The following is a 17216-nucleotide window of genomic DNA, read 5'->3' as shown; positions in this document are numbered from 1 at the left end:
CGCAGTCTGCCGAGCGTCGGTGCCAAGCGCCTCCTCCGCGCTTGCGCTGGAGGCTCTCCCCACTGCCTTTGCCTTGCCCGCTCCGCAAAGCTTCGATTCGGAACTCCTGCACCCGGCGCCGCGCGAGCCGCAAGCACGCGAGGCCCGCGACCGTCACCAGTCGCAGGCCTCGCCCTTCGGCGTGGTGCCGGCCGAGCCGGCAGTGCGATCAGCGACCGATCGCGCGCGGCTCGTGCACGCTGGGGGTCGGGCCAGGGTTGCCGCGGCGGTCCTGACGCGCCTTGAAGGCGCGCGACTTCTGCAGCTGGCGGTGCGTGAAGTTGCGCGTCGACTGCGCCGCCTTGTGAGTGGTGTTGCGCACCGACTGCATCGCGCTCGGCTTGCCGCGACGATCGTTGTCGTAGCGGCGGTCCGAGCGGCTGTCCTGGGTCGTGCCCTGTTGCGCACGCCAGCGCTCGAGCGCCTGTTCGCGGTTGGCGGCGCGCCGGTCGGCGTCCGACGAATAGGTCTGCGCGGCGGCGACGCTGCACGCGGCGGCAGCGACGAGGGCGAGGACGATCTTGCTGGCGACGTTCATGACTTCTCCCGTTCTGGTGGCAGCGGGTGCTGCCGCTCACGCAGTCTCGACGCCGAACGGCGCAGCAGCGAGCGGAGGACAGCCCTGCCGACGGGGCGACAACGCCGGCTCCGTGCGTCGGAAGTCCCCTACCCGCCCGGGTCGACGAGCCGCTGCAGCGTCGCCGGCAGCGGGACGCGTCCGCTCAGCAGCGCGGCGAGGCTCTTGCCGACGCGCTGCGGCACCGCATCGAACGGCACCCACGCGAAGGCGTCGAACTCGGGTCGCATGCGGCCCCGCGAATCGCGGAAGGCGGTCGAGCAGACGCAGCGCTCGATGACGACGTCGTCGCCCCGCGTCGCGAACAGGTGCAGGTCCTTGTCGCGCAGATAGGCGAAACGCCCGAGGTCGAGCAGCAGCGCGTCGGCGAGATCGAGGCCGGTCTCCTCGCGCGTCTCGCGCAGCGCGGTCTCGAGAGCCGACTCCCCCGGTTCGGCGATGCCCTTGGGGATGTCCCAGCGCGGCGTTCCCGACGCGTGGCCGAGCAGCAGCGCACCGGCCGAGTGGAAGACGAGGACGCCGCAGCTGGTCCGGCGCGTGGCAGAAGGCGACATCGTTCGCGCATCGTAGGCGGCCGACGCGTCGAGCTTGTGCGGAACCGAACGCCGCCGCCCCACCCGCGCCGGGGCACGGGCGCACGGATTGCCGAACGACCGGCACGAGCCTTCTGGAGATCGACACATGACGACGACGAACGACGAAGCCATTCCGATGGGCGAAGCGGGCAAGCACCCGGCCGGCCCGGGCACCGGCGGCATGGCGCAGAACATGGTCGGCGGCGCAGCCGACGCGCTGCAGCGCTCGAGCGAGCGCGGCGACACCGACGCGGTCGCGGTGGCATCGACCGGCAACGCGGTCGGCGCGGAGACGCCGCGCGTCGATCGTGGTGGCCAGGACGCGCCCGGCAGCGGCCCCGGCGCGATCGGCGCGCCGACACCGGGCGACCCGAACGGGCAACGCCGCGGCGGCGGATCCGTCGGTGCGATGGGCGACGGCACGAGCAGCGGCGGCTCGGCGATCGGCGCGACCTCGGCCGAGTCGGCCGGGAGCGCGGCGCTGACCGCGGGCTCGACCGGGGCGGGTGGCGGATCGAGCGGCACCGGGGGCGCCACCGGGTCGCTCGACGCACATGCAGCGAGCGGCGCGTCGGTGACCGGCGCGTCCGCAGGCTCGACGACCGGCGGGTCGGGCGGCAACGCCGCCGGTCCGGGCGGCGGTCAGGGCAGCGCGCAGGCACGCGCCGCCGCGTCGGCCGACCGCTCGGCCGGGGCGGGTAGCCGCGACGGCGGCATCGACGACGCGCACGGCTTCGGCGGTGGTCCGGCCGGCTCGGCGCACCCGCCGCACGTGGGCGACGTGACCGGCTCCGGAACCGGGGCCGAGACGCTGGGCCCCGCGGACGCCAAGCGCGACGAGGGCCCGCTCGAGTCGCTCGGCCGCGCCGTGTCGGAGGTGGTCACCGGCCCAGTCGACGATGCGCCGCGCGACCGCCTGAAGGACGGCAGCAGCGGCCGCGACTGAACGCCGAGAGGAGCACGCGATGGGCATGACGACGGCCTTCACCATTCCCGAGCCGGCGCGCAGCGCCGTCGACGCCATGGCCGAACCGACGGTGATCGAGTTCGGCACCGCCTGGTGCGGCTTCTGCCGCGCCGCGCAGCCGCTGATCGAGCAGGCGTTCGCCGGCCACCCCGACGTGCGCCACATCAAGGTCGAGGACGGCAGCGGGCGGCCGCTCGGCCGGAGCTTTCGCGTGAAGCTGTGGCCGACGCTGGTGTTCCTGAAGGACGGCCAGGAAGTCGCGCGCGTGGTGCGGCCGAACACGGCTGCCGCGCTCGACCAAGCCTTCGAGCAGATCGATCCGAAGGGCTGAAACGGCGACCGCGCGCGTGCGGCTCGGCCGCGCGCGCGGCCGCCTTCCTCGACACCCGCCGCATGCGGTCTGCGCGGCCGTACGTGCGCGAAGGGCGTCGCGGCCGACCGGCCTGCGGCATGCGCACAATCCAGCCCTCATGAAGATCGCGACCTTCAACGTCAACGGAATCAACAGCCGCCTGCCTCGGGTGCTCGAGTGGCTCGAGGAGGCGCGGCCCGACGTCGCCTGCCTGCAGGAGCTCAAGACGTCGGACGAGACCTTCCCGGCGCTCGCCATCCAGGCCGCCGGCTACCACGCGGTCTGGCACGGCCAGAAGGGCTTCAACGGCGTTGCCGTGCTCGCGCGCACGCCGGTGGTCGAGCGGCGGCGCGGCCTGCCCGGCGACCCGGACGACACCCACAGCCGCTACCTCGAGGCCGAGGTCGCCGGGATGATCGTCGCGTCGATCTACCTGCCGAACGGCAACCCGCAGCCCGGTCCGAAGTTCGCCTACAAGCTCGCCTGGTTCGGGCGCCTGATCGAGCACGCCGCCAGCCTGATCCGCGAGGCACGCCCGGTGCTGCTGGTCGGCGACTACAACGTGGTCGCCACCGACGGCATCGAGGACATCTACTCACCCAATTCGTGGCGCAACGACGCCCTGCTGCAACCCGAATCGCGCGAGGCGTACCGGCGCCTGCTCGCGCAGGGCTGGCTCGACGCGATCAACGCGCGCCATCCCGGGAAGGCGGTCTACACGTTCTGGGACTACTTCCGCGACCGCTTCGCGCGCGATGCCGGGCTGCGCATCGACCACCTGCTGCTCAACCCGCCGGCGGCGGCGCGCCTCGTCGACGCCGGCGTCGACCGCGCGGTGCGCGGCCGCGAGAAGCCGAGCGACCACGCGCCGACCTGGGTCGTGCTCGACGGTGCCGGTGCGACGAGCGATGCCGGTTCGGCCGGCACTGCGGAGGCGGCCAACCCTGGCGCTGCGGCGGGCGCGCCCGGCACGCCCGCGGCGTTCAGCCTCACCTGAGCGGTCCGCGCGGCGCGGACGCCGCCGGCGTCGGTCAGGCCTGCCAGACGCCGTAGCCCGCTTCGCGCAGGCCGATCGCGAGCTCGACCTCCATCTCGCGCGCACCGTCGTAAGGCAGCGGGTTGTAGACCTCGTACAGCGCGGGCACCAGGCGCAGGCCGTAGTCGCGCACGTAGCGGTTGGCCTTGATCCCGGCCTTGTGGCGGTCGAAGCGCAGGTCCGGGTCGAGCCCGGTCATGCCGACGTAGACGAACGGCTTGCCGAGCTGGTAGTCGGGGTTGGCGGCGCGAAAGCGCGCCTCGTTCCACACCCGGTCGGAGAGCTCGACGACGTAGACGTGGTAGCGGAGGCGCGGCGCACGCGGCATGGCCGATGATTCTGGCGCGCCGCGTTGCGCGCCTGCAAAGGCGCCGACGCCGCGGGTCGGCGCGAACGGCCAGAATCGCCGCTCCCGCTCATGCGCAAGCCCACATGACTCCCGACGACCCGCACGACCTGCAGCGCTTCGTCGTCGCACAGGCGCCGGTGCACGCACGTGCGCTCGCCGAGCTGCGTGCCGGGCGCAAGACCACCCATTGGATGTGGTTCGTGTTTCCGCAGCTGACGTCGCTCGGGCGCAGCGCGACGGCGCGCCACTACGGCATCGCCTCGGCAGCCGAGGCGCGCGCCTACCTCGACCACGCCCTGCTCGGCCGGCGCCTGCGGGAATGCGTGGACGCGCTGCTCGCGCTGCCGGGCGGCAGCGCGCACGAGATCTTCGGCTCGCCCGACGACCTGAAGCTGCGCTCGTCGCTGACGCTGTTCGCGTTCGTGGCGCCCGACGAGCAGCGCTTTGCCGCCGCGCTCGACCGTTTCTTCGACGGCGCGCCCGATGCGGCGACGCTCGCGCTGCTGCGCGAGCAGCGAGGACGCCCGCGGACCTGAGCGTCAGGCCGGCTGGCGAGCTCGCGTGAGGACGCGCAGCAGCGCGTCGATGTCCACCGGCTTGACGAAATGATGGTCGAAACCGGCCGCCGCCGAGCGGCGTCGATCGTCGGCCTGGCCCCAGCCGCTGATGGCGACCAGCGTCACCGCCGGGTCGGCCTCGCGCAGCCGCGTCGCGACCTCGAAGCCGCTCAGCACCGGCAGGCCGAGGTCGAGCAGCGCGACCTTGGGCTCGAACTCGGCCGCGATGCGCACGGCTTCACCGCCGTCGAACGCGGTCCGGGTCTGGAACCCCAGCAGCTCGAGCACCTTGGCCAGGCTCTCGGCGCTGTCGACGTTGTCGTCGACCACCAGCACCCGGCACTCGCCCTCGGACTCGCAGGCCGCGACGCCGAGCGGTGCGCCGGGGTCGCCTTCGCGCGGTGCATCGAGGGCGGGGATGCGCACCGTGAACGTCGAGCCGCGGCCGTCGCCGGCGCTCGACGCGACGACGCTGCCGCCGTGCAGCTCGACCAGCTGCTTGACGAGCGCGAGGCCGATGCCGAGGCCGCCCTGCGCGCGATCGAGCGTGCGGTTGACCTGCGCGAACATGTCGAACACCTGCGGCAGCATGTCGGGCGGGATGCCGACCCCGCTGTCGCTGACGCTGATCAGCGCATCGGGGCCATCGCGCGTCGCCGCGACCTCGATGCGGCCACCCTCGGGCGTGTACTTGGCGGCGTTGTTGAGAAGGTTCGCGACGATCTGCGTCAGCCGCGTGGCGTCGGCGTCGACGCGCAGCGCGCCCGGCGGCGGCAGATGCATCGTGAGCTGGTGCCGGCCGGCATCGATCAGCGGCCGGCTCGTCTCGACCGCCGCCTGCACCGCTGCCGCGACGTCGACCGAGTCGCGGCGCAGCTCGAGCTTGCCCTGGCTGATGCGGCCGACGTCGAGCAGGTCGTCGACGAGGTGCACCATCTGCAGCAGCTGGCGCTCGATCACCGCGCGCGCGTTCGCGTGCGTCGCTCCGTCGGTGCTGAGGCGCATCAGACCGAGCGCGTTGCGGATCGGCGCGAGCGGGTTGCGCAGCTCGTGCGCGAGCGTCGCCAGGAACTCGTCCTTGCGGCGATCCGACTCGCGCAGCGACGCCTCGGCGGCGCGCCGGGCGGCGTCGACGGCTTCCTGCTCGGTCACGTCGGCGGCGATCGACAGCACCGACTCGATGCCGCCGTCGTCGGCGAACTCGGGGACGATGCGCGCCTCGAACACCGCGTCGGTGCCGTCGACGGCACGCACGCGGAACTTGGTGCGCCCGACCTGCCCGGTCTGGAACACGCGCTCGGCCGCTTCGGACAACTGGGCGCCGAGCGCCGCGTCCATGCCGAGCTCGAGGTTGGTCTTGCCGATGAACTGATCGGGCCGCAGCCCGGTGTAGCGCTCGACCACCGGGCTCACGTAGCGGTGGCGCAGTTCGCGATCGAAGCGCGCCAGCACGTCGGGCGAGTTCTCGACCAGCGTCGCGAACTGGCGCTCGCGCCGCGCGAGCGCCTCGGTCGCCGCGCGCAGGCTCTCCTCGTTCTGCACGCGCTCGCTGATGTCGCGGATCACCGCGAGATGGCCGATCGACGCCCCGTCGGCGCCTTCGAGGCGTGACACCGTGGCCTCGACGTGCAGCCGGCTGCCGTCCCTGCGCGTGTGGATCGAGTGCGCGCGGTAGGTGCCGTGGCGCTGGAGGCTGTCGAGCGAGCGGGCCTCGCTGGCGGCGTCGGTCCAGGTCTCGGTGAACAGCTCGCGGCGCGGGTGGCCGAGCGCCTCGGACATGCTGCGGCGGTATTGGCGCTCCGCCGCCGGGTTCATGTAGATCACGCGCCCGTCGTCGTCGCAGGCGACGACCGCGTCCTGCATCTGCGCAAGCACGTCCTTGCGCAGCGAGTTGCTCGCCGCGTTGGCGCTGTCGAGCGTGTACACGTGATCGCCGATGACGAGGGCGTCGACGTCGCCGCCGCGGATCGCGGCGAGCGTCGCTTCGGCCTCGTCGAGGCGAGCGCGCAGCTCGGCGCACTCGAGCTGCATCGCCTGCACGTCGTCGGGATCCATGGGGCGGGAGTCCGCCGGCTGGGTTGCGGGCGCGGCCATCAGCCCGCCGTCGCGGCGGGCAGGCAGCGCAGCAATCCCTCGTTCTCGGAAAGATCTCCGATGAAGCGCCGCAGCGGCGGTGGCGAGAGCTTGATCAGCGTCGGCGCCGCGACGATCTGATCGCGCGTCGCGAGCTCGACGTGCTCGGCGAGCTCGAGGATGTCGAGACGGTAGCGCCCCGCCAGATGCGTTTCGCAGATGCGCCGCGTGTTGACGAGCGCCCGCGCCGAGGCCGGGGTGGCGCCGCTCACGTAGAGGCGGAAGGCGAAATCGGGTGGCGCGGCGGGTTCCATCCGGGCTCAAGGGCAAGCGTTGTGCCGCCGTTGCGCCTAACGCACGGCCTGGACGTCGAGGCCGACCAGCACGCGATCCTCGTTCGAGAGGTCGCCGATGATCTTGCGGATGGGCTCCGGGACCTTGCGCACCAGCGTCGGCACCGCGAGGATCTGGTCGCCGGCCGCGAGCTTGGGATTGACGAGGAGGTCGATCACCTCGATCTCGTAGCGCCCCGCGAGGTGGGTCTCGCAGAGCTTCTTGAGGTTGACCAGCGCCGTGAGCGACTTGCTGGTCTGCCCCGCCACGTAGAGGCGCAGCTGCCACTCGGCCTTCGGCATGCCGTCGGAACCGTGCGCGGAAGCGCGTGCCTTGGTGACCATCAGGCGCCCTCCGCCGTCGCGGCGCGCCGGCGCGCGCGCGGCGGCTGCGACGGCGCCGCCTTCTCGCCCGGGCCGCGCAGCGGCGGCGCCGCAGTGCCGTCGGCGCCGATCACGTGGATGCCGCGCTCGCTGAACACGAACTCGCACACGTGGTTCGAGTGCGGCATGCCGCGCGATTTCAGCCACTGCAGGGTGCGCCGCCGCTCGCCGTTCGACGCGGCGTTGGCCAGCATCAGCCAGCTGTCCATCAGCGACGAGACGCCGACCTCGGAGTCGGCGAACGTCCCCGCCGCATCGGACGTCAGGCTCGACAGCACCGCGGTCGCACCCTCTTCCTTGAGGAAGTCGATGAGACGCAGCAAGGCAGTCTTGAGCCCCGGATCGGACGGGTTGCTGCCGAGATTGCTGATCGGATCGACGACGACCACGCCGGGTCGGAAGCTGCGCACCATCTCGTACATGAGGACCAGGTGCTCCTCGAGCCCGTACAGCGTCGGCCGCGACGCGTGCACGCGCAGCAGGCCCTTGCGCTCCCACTTGGCGAGGTCGAGCCCGATCGAGCGCATGTTGCGGAACAGCTGGCTCGCCGACTCCTCGTACACGAAGATCAGCGCGCGTTCGCCCCGCATGCACGCCGCCGCCGCGAAGCTCGCGGCGACGCTGCTCTTGCCGGTGCCCGGCGAGCCCGACACGAGCACGCTGCTGCCGCGAAACACGCCCCGTCCGCCGAGCATCGCGTCGAGACCCGGAACGCCCGTCAGGACGCGCTCGTCGGAGGCTGCGTGCTCGAGCCGCAGAGAGGTGATCGGCAGCACCGCGATGCCGTGCGAGCTCAACAGGAACGGGTACTCGTTGGTGCCGTGGGCCGAGCCCCGGTACTTGACCACGCGCAGCCGCCGCGTCGAGATCTGCTGGTCGATGCGGTGGTCGAGCAGGATCACGCAATCGGCGACGTACTCCTCGAGCCCGTAGCGCGTCAGCGTGTTCTCGCCGCGCTCGGCGGTGACGACCGCGGTCACGCCCTTGTCCTTGAGCCAGCGGAACAGGCGCCGCAGCTCGGCACGCAGCACGGCGTGGTTGGCGAGCCCGGCGAACAGCGCCTCGATCGTGTCGAGCACCACCCGTCGGGCACCGATCGAGTCGATCGCGTGCGCGAGGCGGATGAAGAGCCCGTCGAGGTCGTACTCGCCGGTCTCCTCGATCTCGCTGCGCTCGACCTGCACGTGATCGATGACGACCCGCCGCTGACGCTCGAGCTTGCCGAGGTCGAAGCCGATCGAGCGCACGTTGGCGGCGATCTCCTGGGCGTTCTCCTCGAACGCCATGAACACCCCCGGCTCGTCGAACTCGCTCGCACCGCGCGCCAGGAACTCGGCCGCCAGCATCGTCTTGCCGCAACCGGCGGCGCCGCACACCAGCGTGGGCCGGCCGCGCGGCAGCCCGCCGCCGGTGATCTGGTCGAGCCCGTGAATGCCGGAGGGCGTCTTCGGCAGCGCAGCGCCGCCGCTCGCGCCTGCCGCGGTGCGTGGGCTGGGTCTGGCCGCGCGCAGCGGCTGAACTCGATCCGGTGCGGGGCTCTTGCGCGCCATGCCGTCGACTGCGGCGCTGACGCCGAGCTTTGTTCCTCGAAGCGCGCGATTGTAGGAGGCGCTGGCGCGCCCGACAGCCCGGCAAGCGCGTAGCCATCGCGCGGGAGCCGATGGACGCGCGCGGGAAGCGTCGACAACGTCACGGTGCGCGCGGGCACCGGTCTCAGCAACGCCGCGGCGAGTCCGAAACAACCGGCAACACACGACCCTCAAGCCCATGACCGACGAAGGCCTGCCCGTCCCGACGCTCTCGCTCAGCCAGCGCATCGCGCTCGTGGGTGTCTTCGGCGCTGCGCTCGCGATGCCGCTCTGGGTGCTCGAGCGCTTCGCGCTTGCACTGCAGTTCGCGCCGACGACGCCGCTGACGGTGCTCGCGACCGGCGTCGGCCTCGTGCAGGCGACGCTGCTCTGCCGCGCCCTCGCACGCCGCATGCGCGCGCGCAAGCTGCCGCTGCTGGCAACGTACGCGTGGTACGTGAAGAGCTTCCCCGGCCACGTCAACAACGGCCAGGTCTCGTGCCGCTTCTGCGGCTCGCACAAGAAGGCGGTTCGCAGCCTGCCCGAGGACGTGCGCATGCGCGGCCACTCGTGCGGCAGCTGCGGCGCGCTGCTCTACGTGGCGAGCCCGGGCAGCGACTGAGACGGGCCGGCGCGCGTCAGGCGGCGCCCGGCAGCGGCCTCGGCGCGTCGCCCCGGCGGCGCCAGCCGATCCACCCGAGGCCGAGCGCAACCAGCGCCCAGCTCGCCGGCTCCGGCACCGCGAGGAAGCCGAGTTCGCCGCTCGCGATGCGCTGCAGGGCGAGCGCCTGCGCGGCGGTGAGGCCGAGGTCGCGTGCGGCCCGCTCGGCGGCGCCGAGCAGCATGGGATCGAGCCCGGTGAGCTGGCCGAACAGCACCAGCGCGCTGAGGTAGGAACCGGCGACGCTGGCGTGCGTGCCGTCGTCGAACCACAGGTCGATGAGGCCGTCGGTCCGCGCGTTGGGCGCGTACATGTCGCGCGTCGCGATGCCCTCCTGCACCGCACGCAGGAACGCGTCGCCGACCGGCGCGACCCCGGCGAAGCCGGCGTTCGCGGCAGCGACGCCGAAATACGCCTGGTGCAGGTCGGCCGTCATCTCCTCGAGCGAGTCGTAGAACGAGCCCGCCGGGGTCGTGGTGAACGAGATCGCGCCGGTCACCGGGTCGGTGACGGTGGTGAACGGCGCGTTGATCAGGTTCGGCCGCGCCCAGGTCTCGTACAGGAACACCTCGGTGCTGCCGCGCGCGTTCGGGTTGGCCGGCACGTCGCGCACCGTGTTGCAGGTGGTCGCGCTCGCCCCGGTCGCGGCCTGGCAGGCCGCGGCGTTGCCGCCGATGATCTCGCGCTCGCGGTACGAATGCGCGTTGCCCTGGTGGACGAACTGCTCGATCTTGTTCGCGTAGGCGCGGAAGTAGTCGGGATTCGACGCGAGGCCCGGCTGCTTCGTGAGCGGCTCGTCGCTCTGCTCCTGCAGCACCACCTTGTCCCAGGCGCGCGAGGCGATGTTGCCGCGCAGGTCCCAGCCGGCCGGGTTGGAATTGAGGAAGTGCCCGCGCAGCGAGGCCGCGTTGCGGGTCGAGAGCGACACGTCGTAGTCGAGCCCCGCCTGCACCGTGAACTGCTTGAAGATGCCGGGCACGCCGCCCCACGGGTGCGGCTCGAACGCGTTGGTGCCGCTCGGGTTGGCCTGCCACATCGCGTACGTGAGGTCGTGCACGTTGGCGGCGTTGTAGCTCATCACCGGGTCGATGCGACCGAACGTGTAGCTGTTGCCGACGAACAGCACGCTGACAGGTGCCGCCGATGCGGTGCCGACGGCGCCGGCTGCGAGCAGCAGCGCAAAGAGCTTCTTCTTCATGGAGCCTCCCTGTGTGCGGCGCGAGGTTAGGAGCCGCACTGCCCCCTGTCAAAGGGTGACCCGCCGTTTCTCGGGCGGGTTTTCCCGCCACGCGACGAGCGGTCGCGGCCGACGCGCTGGCGCCCGCCGGCGGAGCGCGTCAGCGCCGCGACGGCGCCGTCGAGACGACCGGCAGGCTCGCGATGTCGATCGGTCCGTGCTGGCTGGACATCGTCATCGTGCGCGTTGCCGACTGCTGCTGCGAGAAGCCGCCGATGCGATGGTCGAGCGTGTCGTAGACGGTGACCGTGCGGCCGTCGTCGATCGCGAGGCGCCGCTGGTCGCCGAAGTACGCGTAGCGCATCTCGTTCTGCGCGCCGGTGCTGCTCGGGCCGCTCAGCTCGTCGGGCCACCAGTTGCCGAACTCCCGGAACGCCGGGAAGCCGCCGCCGGGGGACGACGAGACGGAGGCGGCGCTGCGCGCGTCGCCCTGGCGCTGGAACTGGGACGGCCCGCCGGCGGGTCGCGTCGCGCCTGCCTCGGGCGCTGGCTCGACCGGCGCGGGGGCGGCGGCGGGCGACGGCCAAGTCGGGTCGGCGGCCGGGATCGCTCGCGAGGCGTTCGCTGCCGTCGACGCGGCGGACGCAGCCGGCAGCGTCGCCGACGAAGCCGCAGACGCGGCCGCCCCGGCAGGCGCCACCAGCTGCCCGCCACCACCGGCCAGGTACGCCGCCAGATCGGTGGCCAGCGCATCGACGCGGTTGCGCAGCGACGCGTTGAACATGTCGCCGATCATCGTCATGCCGCCGCGCAGCCACTGGCCGTAGCCGCCGAACTCGGGGTGGTCGAACTGCGCCATCGAGCCCCAGCCGCGCTGCAGCGCCGCGACCATCTCGCGCGCCGCGTCGACGCTGAAGCCGTGCCGCACGGCGATGTCGGCGAGCGCCCGTTCGTCGTCCGCGGAAGTGGCTGGCATCGAAGGCTCCGGCTCGTGGTGGCGGGGGGCGGATTCTAGGAGCGCCGGCGCAGCCCTGCCGCAGCTGCCGTTCGTCGGTCCGCGCGGCGCGGCGGCCCGACCCGCTTCACGCGCGGCGACGCTTCAAGTAACCTCGCGCTCCCGCGAAAAGCCCCGCCGATGCCGAGCCCCGAGTCACCCCCGCCCCTGCCGCATGCGCCGTCGTGCCGGCGCCGCCTGCGCGACGTGCTCGTGCTGGCGGCGGTGTTCGCCGCCTGCGCGCCGGCGCTGGCGAGCGGGACCGATGCCGACGCCGCGCCGGCGGACGACGCGGTCGCCGGCGTCGCGCTGCCGGCGGCGACTGCCGCCTTCACGCCGATGGCGTCCGAGCTGCATGCGGCCGTCAACGTGAGCGCCGAGACGATCGCGGCACCGCGCCGTGGCGACGCGCCGCTTCGCATCGCGGCAGCGACCGAGCCGGCGCGCAGCGGCGCCGACGCCGAACGGATCGCCACCCTGCGCCGCATGGCGGTCGATTACGAGCACGGCAACGGCGTCGCGCGCGACGGCGCGCGTGCCGCCGAGCTGTATTGCGAAGCCGCGCGCCTGGGCGACGCGTCGTCGCAGTTCGACCTCGGCTGGATGTACGCCAACGGTCGCGGCGTGCGCCGCGACGACGCGCTGGCGGCGTTCTTCTTCCGCGCCGCCGCCGCGCAGGGCATCGAGCAGGCCAGGACCATGCTGCGGGTCACCGGCGATCCGCAGGTCGAGCCGCCGCCGTGCATGCGCGAGCCGACGCCGCCGGCACCGCCGCCGGCCGCGTCGGCCCCCGTGCCGGCGGCCAGCATCATGGCGCCGCGCATCATCGCCAACCTGGTCGGCAAGATCGCGACCGAGCACAACGTCGCGCAGTCGCTGGTGCTCGCGATCATGCGGGCCGAGTCGAACTTCAACGCCGGGGCGGTGTCGCCGAAGAACGCGCAAGGGCTGATGCAGCTCATTCCCGAGACGGCGTCGCGCTTTCGCGTGAAGAACGCGTTCGACCCGGCGCAGAACATCCGCGGCGGCGTCGCCTACCTGCGCTGGCTGCTCGCCTACTTCGAGGGCGACGTGCGGCTCGTGGCGGCGGCCTACAACGCCGGCGAGGGCGCCGTCGAGCGCTACCTCGGCGTGCCCCCGTTCCAGGAGACGCGCAACTACGTGCGCCGCATCCTCGACGTGGTCGGACCGATCGTGCTGCCGTTCGACCGCAGCGTCACCGGGCCGTCCCCGCTGATGGCACGCATCCGCGAGCGCCAGCAGGTGCGCTGAGGCGCACTGGCGGCGGCCGATCGCCGGTGTAGATGCCGACGACCGGCATCGCACGCACGCGGCGCCGCTCGACCCGCGACCCGGCGTGCGGGAATGGTCTGACCGACGCGCGGGTTCAGGCGCTCGACTCGACCCGCGCCGTGACGTCGCCGAAAAGCAGGTACGAGTAGAACGTCGGCGAGACGTCGCCGTGCGCGGCCCGCAGGTCGCGAAGCGCGGCGCCGACCGGCACGCGCTCGCGGATGATGCGCGCGAGCAGTTCGTCGGTGACCTGTGCCGCGTCTTCTTCGTCGATGGCCCAGAGCGGCGCGATGAAGGCACGAAAGCGGCGCGACAGGAACGCGTCGGCCCAGCCGCCGACGCTGCCGAGCAGGCGCCCGGTCGCGCCGACCTCGCAGGCGTTGAAGAACACCAGCGTGCCGTCGCGCTCGCCGAGCGAGACCTCGCGCCGGCCGACCTCGGTGACCTTCATCGCGCGGTCCGTCAGCTTGATGGCCGACGCTGCCGCGTCGCCGCTGAAGACGCCGTGGCCGGTGAAGTACAGCAGGCCGATCGGCGCGCCGGACGGTCGCACCAGCAACTCGTTGAGGCTCGGCCAGGTGCCGTCGACCGCTTCGGCGCCGAACGAAGCAACGAGCCGCGCCGCGGCGGCCTCGGCGAGCGTGAGGCGCGCACTCACGGTCTTGTACTTCGGCGCGATCGCGATCAGGCGTCCGGCGCGCAGGCGATTTCTCATGTAGCCGTGCCAGCGTCCGATCCAGCGCGCGACGGCGTGACGTACCGCCAGCGGCGGGTGCGTCTCGCCGTCCCGGTACGGCCGCATCAATTCCCACGGCAGGTACGGATCGTCGCTCACGAACTGGATCGAGAGCGGGCGCCGGTAGTGGTCGTGCAGCGCCCAGTAGACCGCCTGGAACTCGGGCGGCGCGCTGTCCCAGAGCTTCTCGCCGAAGCCCTCGATGCTCTCGCGGTGCTGCCCGCGCTCGAGGTTGGCGAACTCCTTGAAGCGGGCGGCCGCCTCGCTGGCCGGGTCCTGGCCGACGTCGATGATCGCGTCGAGCTTGGGCGGCAGGGCGTCGAACGGCTCGGTCGTCATGCGCCAGTGCATGCGGCCGGGCCGCTCCTTGTCGAATAGCGTAATGAAGACGGTGAGGTCGGGCGGCTCGGCGTCGGGCTCGACACGGATCGCGCCGGTCGCGCCGGCGGATGTGCGGGCGGGCGTGCCGACGGCGGCGCCCGGCGCGGCGGCAGTGGCCGCGAAAGCCGCCAGCGCCGCAGGAGCGTCGCCGCCCGACGCACCCGCCCGAGCGTCGCCGGCCGGTGGCGCCGCGCGATCCGGCAGTGCGGACGGCGCGCCCGTACCGTGGGCGGCCGGCGCAGCCGCGACCCGCAAGACCCGCACCGCGCCGCCCGAGTAGCGCGTCCCCGACCAGAACTGCGCGTGCACCTCGACGTCGGTGCCCGGCGCGACGTCGTCGAGCACGCGGCCATGGATCTCGGCTGGCACCGACGCGGCGTTGCGGTGGATCGTGACGCGGCCGCGGCCGCTGCGCTCGAAGTCGATCGCCGGCGACACCAGCGTCACGCCGATGTCGAGCGTCTGCCAGTCGGCGGCCTGCGTGCCGAGGCTGAGCGGGCCGCCCGAAGTGCTGCTCGACGCCTCGCGCAGCAGGTCGACGACGAGCGTCACCGGCGCAGCCGGCACGAGCTCGCCGCGCGGCTCGATCGAGGGGTGGCGGATCGGCGCGGTGCCCTCGTCGTCGTCGCGTGGCGAGCGGCGCGCGCCGTCGCCGGCGCCCGCGGCGATGCCGCCCGGGTCGACCGCTTCGGCCGAGCTCGCCGGCGCCGGCTCGGCTCCAGCGGCCGCTGCGGGCTCGGCGATGGCGCCGAACGGATCGCCCCGAACCGCGTCGGCGCCTGCCGACGGAGCGCCGCCGCGCGTCGCGCCGAATGCCTCGAACGGGTCTGCCGATGCGGAGGCGGGCGCCGCGGCCCAGACCGGCTCGGGCGCAGCGTCGACGTCCTCGCCACCGATCGCGCTCACCCGCCCGGCATCGTCGAGCACCACCAGACGCAGCCCGCTCGGACCGGCCGCGCCGGCCCGGCTGGCGTCGATCACCGCCGCGGCCAGGTCGGCGAGACGCACCTCGCCGCTCGCCTGCCACTCGTGCAGCCCGAGCACGTCGGCCAGGCTGCTCGGCGAATCGGGGTCGAACGCGACATGGGTGCGGCGCAGCAGGTCGAGCAGCTCCTCGTAGCTGAACACGTAGCGCAGCGCGCCGCCGAGCCGCTCGATCACCAGCCAGGGTGCGTCGACTCCCTGCAGCGCGCCGAGCTGATCGACGGCCGGCGCGTCGCCGTCGACGATGAAGAGCCGGTCGCTCCAGCCGATCGTCATGGCGCCGCGACGACGACGAGGTCGCTCACCGGGGTGGCGCCCTCGGCGTGCGCGGTCACGCGCCAGATGCCGGGTTCGAGGTCGAAGATGCCCTGCTGCCAGCCCGGCTCCGGATCGCGCGCGAGCGGCTCGTCGAACGCCTCGCCGGTGGCGACCAGCGTGAGCGTGACGCTGATGCGCGGGTTGCCTTCCGACGCCCGCACGCGCACCGCGACCGGGTCGCCCGGCAGCACCACGTCGTCGACGTCGAGCGTCAGCATCGCGGCGTCCTCCGCGCGCTGGAACTTGCGGAAATCGATCCTGTCGCGCGTCAGCACGCCGCGCAGGTTGGCGAGCGTGCCGTCGGCGTTCTGCAGGGCGCCGTGCATCTCGGCCGCGTAGACCTCTCGCTTGGCGTCGCCCATCTCGATCGGCGTTCCCGACACCCGCGGCACGGTCCCGTCGCCGCCGAAGTCGCTGCCGTCGTGGCTGTTGAGCAGCTCGATGCGGCCGTCCTTCACCTGCACCGACTGCACCGTCGGCTGCTCGATGCCGACGACCGGGACCAGGGTCGGACCATTCCGTGCATACGCCTCGTCGCGCGCGTTGCGCGCCTGGGCGTCCTGGATCTCCTGGTGGAAGGCACGCGCGGCGTGGGCGCGCGCGGCATCGACGTGCGTGAGCAGCCCCGCCTCGGCAGCGGCCGCGATGCGCTGCAGCTCGCCGGCGCCGGTGCCGATGCACGGATAGATCGGCAGCAGCTGATACACCGAGGTCAGCGAGCGCAGCAGCGGCGAGAGGTCGAGCCCGAACGGGCCGATGCCCTTCTTCATGCCGTTCTCGAGGAAGCCGACCGCGTTGAGCGAGCCGCGATGCGGCGTGCCGAGCGTGAGGAGCGCGCGCGTCGCCTGCCAGCCGCCGAGGCATTCGATGAAGTAGCGCGCGACGAGCCCGCCCATCGAGTGGCCGATCAGCACCAGCCGCGCCTCGGCGTTGCCGGAGCGCTCGCGCCAGGTCTTGAGCCACGCCATCGCCTGCGACTCGAGGCGCCTGGCGCTCACGCGGTTGTCGCGCCGCCAGTCGTAAGGGAACGGAAAGTAGTTGGCACCGCGCTCGAGGCCGAGGTGCTCGACCAGGTAGTTCTCGATGCGCGAATAGCCGTCGATCTTCACGAGGCCCGGCACCAGCGTCACGTCGGCGACGAGGCGCGGCGCCGACACGCCGTCGTCGGCATCGTCGCCGGCGAGCTCGAGCCCGGTGATCGAGCTGCCGAAGCTCGTGATCGCGCGCCAGGCCGCTCCCGCGGACGGCGCCCACACCTCCTTGCCGGCGGCATTCGCGAGCACGCTGCCGGTGATGCCCGGCAACAGGATCACCACGTCGCGAAAGTCGGACATCACGTTCTCCCGGTTGCCGCGGGCGGGTTATAGCGCCGCGCTCGGGCGCTGCGCAAGGGCATGCGCCCGCCGTGCTCGCGCGACGCGGCGCGCGCAAGCGCCGCGTCCGACGCGACGGCCGCCGTGCGTCAGGACTGCAGGTACTCGGGATCGCTCAGGCGATGGTTCATGGCGTCGATCCACGCGATCGCGCAGGCCCAGCCGTGGTCGAGCGCCTCGGTCGGGTTCGCGTAGTGGCGCTTCGGGATCGGCACCCTCACCTCGTCCTCGCTCTCGGAGCCCCGCACCCAGGCGTTGACCGGGTACGCGCACGCGGTCGGCGCCCCGACCGTCGACAGCCGGATCCGGTAGCCGCTGTGCGCGCCGATCGCCTCGAGGCGCGCGCCGCGGCTGATCACGTCGTACTTCATCGGCAGGTCTCTCCTCGAAGCGTCGCTGCGGCGCCGCTCGACGCCGGGCATCCGTCGCACGATAGTCGAACCGGGCGCCGCCTGCGCCTCGGGGCGGGGCCGCGCGGGCAGCCGAGCGC

General features: G+C 73.0%; 18 protein-coding genes. 6 read left to right on the top strand and 12 right to left on the bottom strand.

All coding sequences use genetic code 11. From position 1 onward, the window contains the following. Window positions 1-208 precede the first annotated feature (208 nt). Window positions 209-577 carry a hypothetical protein gene (locus tag HQN59_RS08835; RefSeq protein WP_176068214.1) on the bottom strand — a complete coding sequence of 123 codons (369 nt, stop codon included), beginning with the start codon at window positions 575-577 and terminating at the stop codon, window positions 209-211. Window positions 578-705: 128 nt separating this feature from the next. After that, on the bottom strand, window positions 706-1170 hold the full coding sequence (locus tag HQN59_RS08830; protein WP_176068212.1) for an NUDIX hydrolase: 465 nt from the start codon (window positions 1168-1170) through the stop codon (window positions 706-708). Window positions 1171-1297: 127 nt separating this feature from the next. Here HQN59_RS08830 and HQN59_RS08825 point away from each other — a divergent pair, with 127 nt between their 5' ends. The 3 genes from HQN59_RS08825 (at window position 1298) to xth (ending at window position 3507) form a co-directional block, all read left to right on the top strand. Beyond that, complete coding sequence (locus HQN59_RS08825) at window positions 1298-2137, top strand: hypothetical protein (protein ID WP_176068210.1); 840 nt, start codon at window positions 1298-1300, stop codon at window positions 2135-2137. Between the two features lie 19 nt (window positions 2138-2156). Further along, complete coding sequence (locus HQN59_RS08820) at window positions 2157-2489, top strand: thioredoxin family protein (RefSeq protein ID WP_176068208.1); 333 nt, start codon at window positions 2157-2159, stop codon at window positions 2487-2489. 139 nt (window positions 2490-2628) lie between these two features. Then, window positions 2629-3507 (top strand): exodeoxyribonuclease III, encoded by an 879-nt coding sequence (gene xth, locus HQN59_RS08815; protein ID WP_176068206.1) that lies wholly within the window; start codon window positions 2629-2631, stop codon window positions 3505-3507. 34 nt (window positions 3508-3541) lie between these two features. Here xth and HQN59_RS08810 read toward each other — a convergent pair whose 3' ends face one another. After that, a complete protein-coding gene (locus HQN59_RS08810) occupies window positions 3542-3874 on the bottom strand; it encodes a hypothetical protein (RefSeq protein WP_176068204.1) in 333 nt (110 codons plus the stop codon). Between the two features lie 104 nt (window positions 3875-3978). Between HQN59_RS08810 and HQN59_RS08805 the strand changes: the two genes are divergently transcribed. Continuing rightward, on the top strand, window positions 3979-4431 hold the full coding sequence (locus HQN59_RS08805; RefSeq protein WP_176068202.1) for a DUF1810 domain-containing protein: 453 nt from the start codon (window positions 3979-3981) through the stop codon (window positions 4429-4431). 3 nt (window positions 4432-4434) lie between these two features. Here the strand turns inward: HQN59_RS08805 and HQN59_RS08800 are convergent, their stop codons facing one another. From HQN59_RS08800 to kaiC, 4 genes are read right to left on the bottom strand one after another with little or no spacing between them, the layout of a single operon-like run. After that, window positions 4435-6507 carry a PAS domain-containing hybrid sensor histidine kinase/response regulator gene (locus tag HQN59_RS08800; protein WP_176068199.1) on the bottom strand — a complete coding sequence of 691 codons (2073 nt, stop codon included), beginning with the start codon at window positions 6505-6507 and terminating at the stop codon, window positions 4435-4437. A gap of 38 nt (window positions 6508-6545) precedes the next feature. Further along, on the bottom strand, window positions 6546-6839 hold the full coding sequence (locus HQN59_RS08795; protein WP_176068197.1) for a circadian clock KaiB family protein: 294 nt from the start codon (window positions 6837-6839) through the stop codon (window positions 6546-6548). 36 nt (window positions 6840-6875) lie between these two features. Beyond that, window positions 6876-7202 carry a circadian clock KaiB family protein gene (locus HQN59_RS08790; protein ID WP_217703971.1) on the bottom strand — a complete coding sequence of 109 codons (327 nt, stop codon included), beginning with the start codon at window positions 7200-7202 and terminating at the stop codon, window positions 6876-6878. Further along, window positions 7202-8791 (bottom strand): circadian clock protein KaiC, encoded by a 1590-nt coding sequence (gene kaiC, locus HQN59_RS08785; RefSeq protein ID WP_176068195.1) that lies wholly within the window; start codon window positions 8789-8791, stop codon window positions 7202-7204. The genes HQN59_RS08790 and kaiC overlap by 1 nt, the downstream gene beginning before the upstream one ends. A gap of 217 nt (window positions 8792-9008) precedes the next feature. On the opposite strand from kaiC, the gene HQN59_RS08780 reads away from it, so the two are divergent. After that, window positions 9009-9431, top strand: a complete 423-nt coding sequence (locus HQN59_RS08780; protein ID WP_176068193.1) for a hypothetical protein — start codon at window positions 9009-9011, stop codon at window positions 9429-9431. A gap of 16 nt (window positions 9432-9447) precedes the next feature. Here HQN59_RS08780 and HQN59_RS08775 read toward each other — a convergent pair whose 3' ends face one another. Both HQN59_RS08775 and HQN59_RS08770 read right to left on the bottom strand, forming a co-directional pair. Beyond that, on the bottom strand, window positions 9448-10668 hold the full coding sequence (locus HQN59_RS08775) for a PEP-CTERM sorting domain-containing protein (RefSeq protein ID WP_176068191.1): 1221 nt from the start codon (window positions 10666-10668) through the stop codon (window positions 9448-9450). A 139-nt stretch (window positions 10669-10807) separates the two neighbouring features. Next, entirely contained in the window at window positions 10808-11623 is an 816-nt protein-coding gene (locus tag HQN59_RS08770) for an SHOCT domain-containing protein (protein ID WP_176068189.1), read from the bottom strand. A gap of 159 nt (window positions 11624-11782) precedes the next feature. Between HQN59_RS08770 and HQN59_RS26675 the strand changes: the two genes are divergently transcribed. Continuing rightward, window positions 11783-12913 (top strand): transglycosylase SLT domain-containing protein, encoded by a 1131-nt coding sequence (locus HQN59_RS26675; RefSeq protein WP_280926626.1) that lies wholly within the window; start codon window positions 11783-11785, stop codon window positions 12911-12913. Window positions 12914-13028: 115 nt separating this feature from the next. Here the strand turns inward: HQN59_RS26675 and HQN59_RS08760 are convergent, their stop codons facing one another. The 3 genes from HQN59_RS08760 to HQN59_RS08750 form a co-directional block, all read right to left on the bottom strand. Further along, the gene (locus HQN59_RS08760) at window positions 13029-15311 is read right to left on the bottom strand and encodes a TCAD7 domain-containing protein (protein ID WP_176068187.1); all 2283 of its coding nucleotides are present in this window, start codon (window positions 15309-15311) and stop codon (window positions 13029-13031) included. After that, the gene (locus HQN59_RS08755) at window positions 15308-16687 is read right to left on the bottom strand and encodes a lipase/acyltransferase domain-containing protein (protein WP_176068185.1); all 1380 of its coding nucleotides are present in this window, start codon (window positions 16685-16687) and stop codon (window positions 15308-15310) included. Before HQN59_RS08755 ends, HQN59_RS08760 begins: the two co-directional genes overlap by 4 nt. Before the next feature lie 128 nt (window positions 16688-16815). Further along, complete coding sequence (locus HQN59_RS08750) at window positions 16816-17097, bottom strand: hypothetical protein (RefSeq protein WP_176068183.1); 282 nt, start codon at window positions 17095-17097, stop codon at window positions 16816-16818. Window positions 17098-17216 lie beyond the last annotated feature (119 nt).

This window comes from Rhizobacter koreensis (genome assembly GCF_013366375.1).
In the GTDB taxonomy this organism is placed as follows: domain Bacteria; phylum Pseudomonadota; class Gammaproteobacteria; order Burkholderiales; family Burkholderiaceae_C; genus Schlegelella_A; species Schlegelella_A koreensis.
The sequence above is the reverse complement of the archived record's forward strand: the minus strand, read 5'-3'. Positions and strand labels throughout refer to the sequence as shown.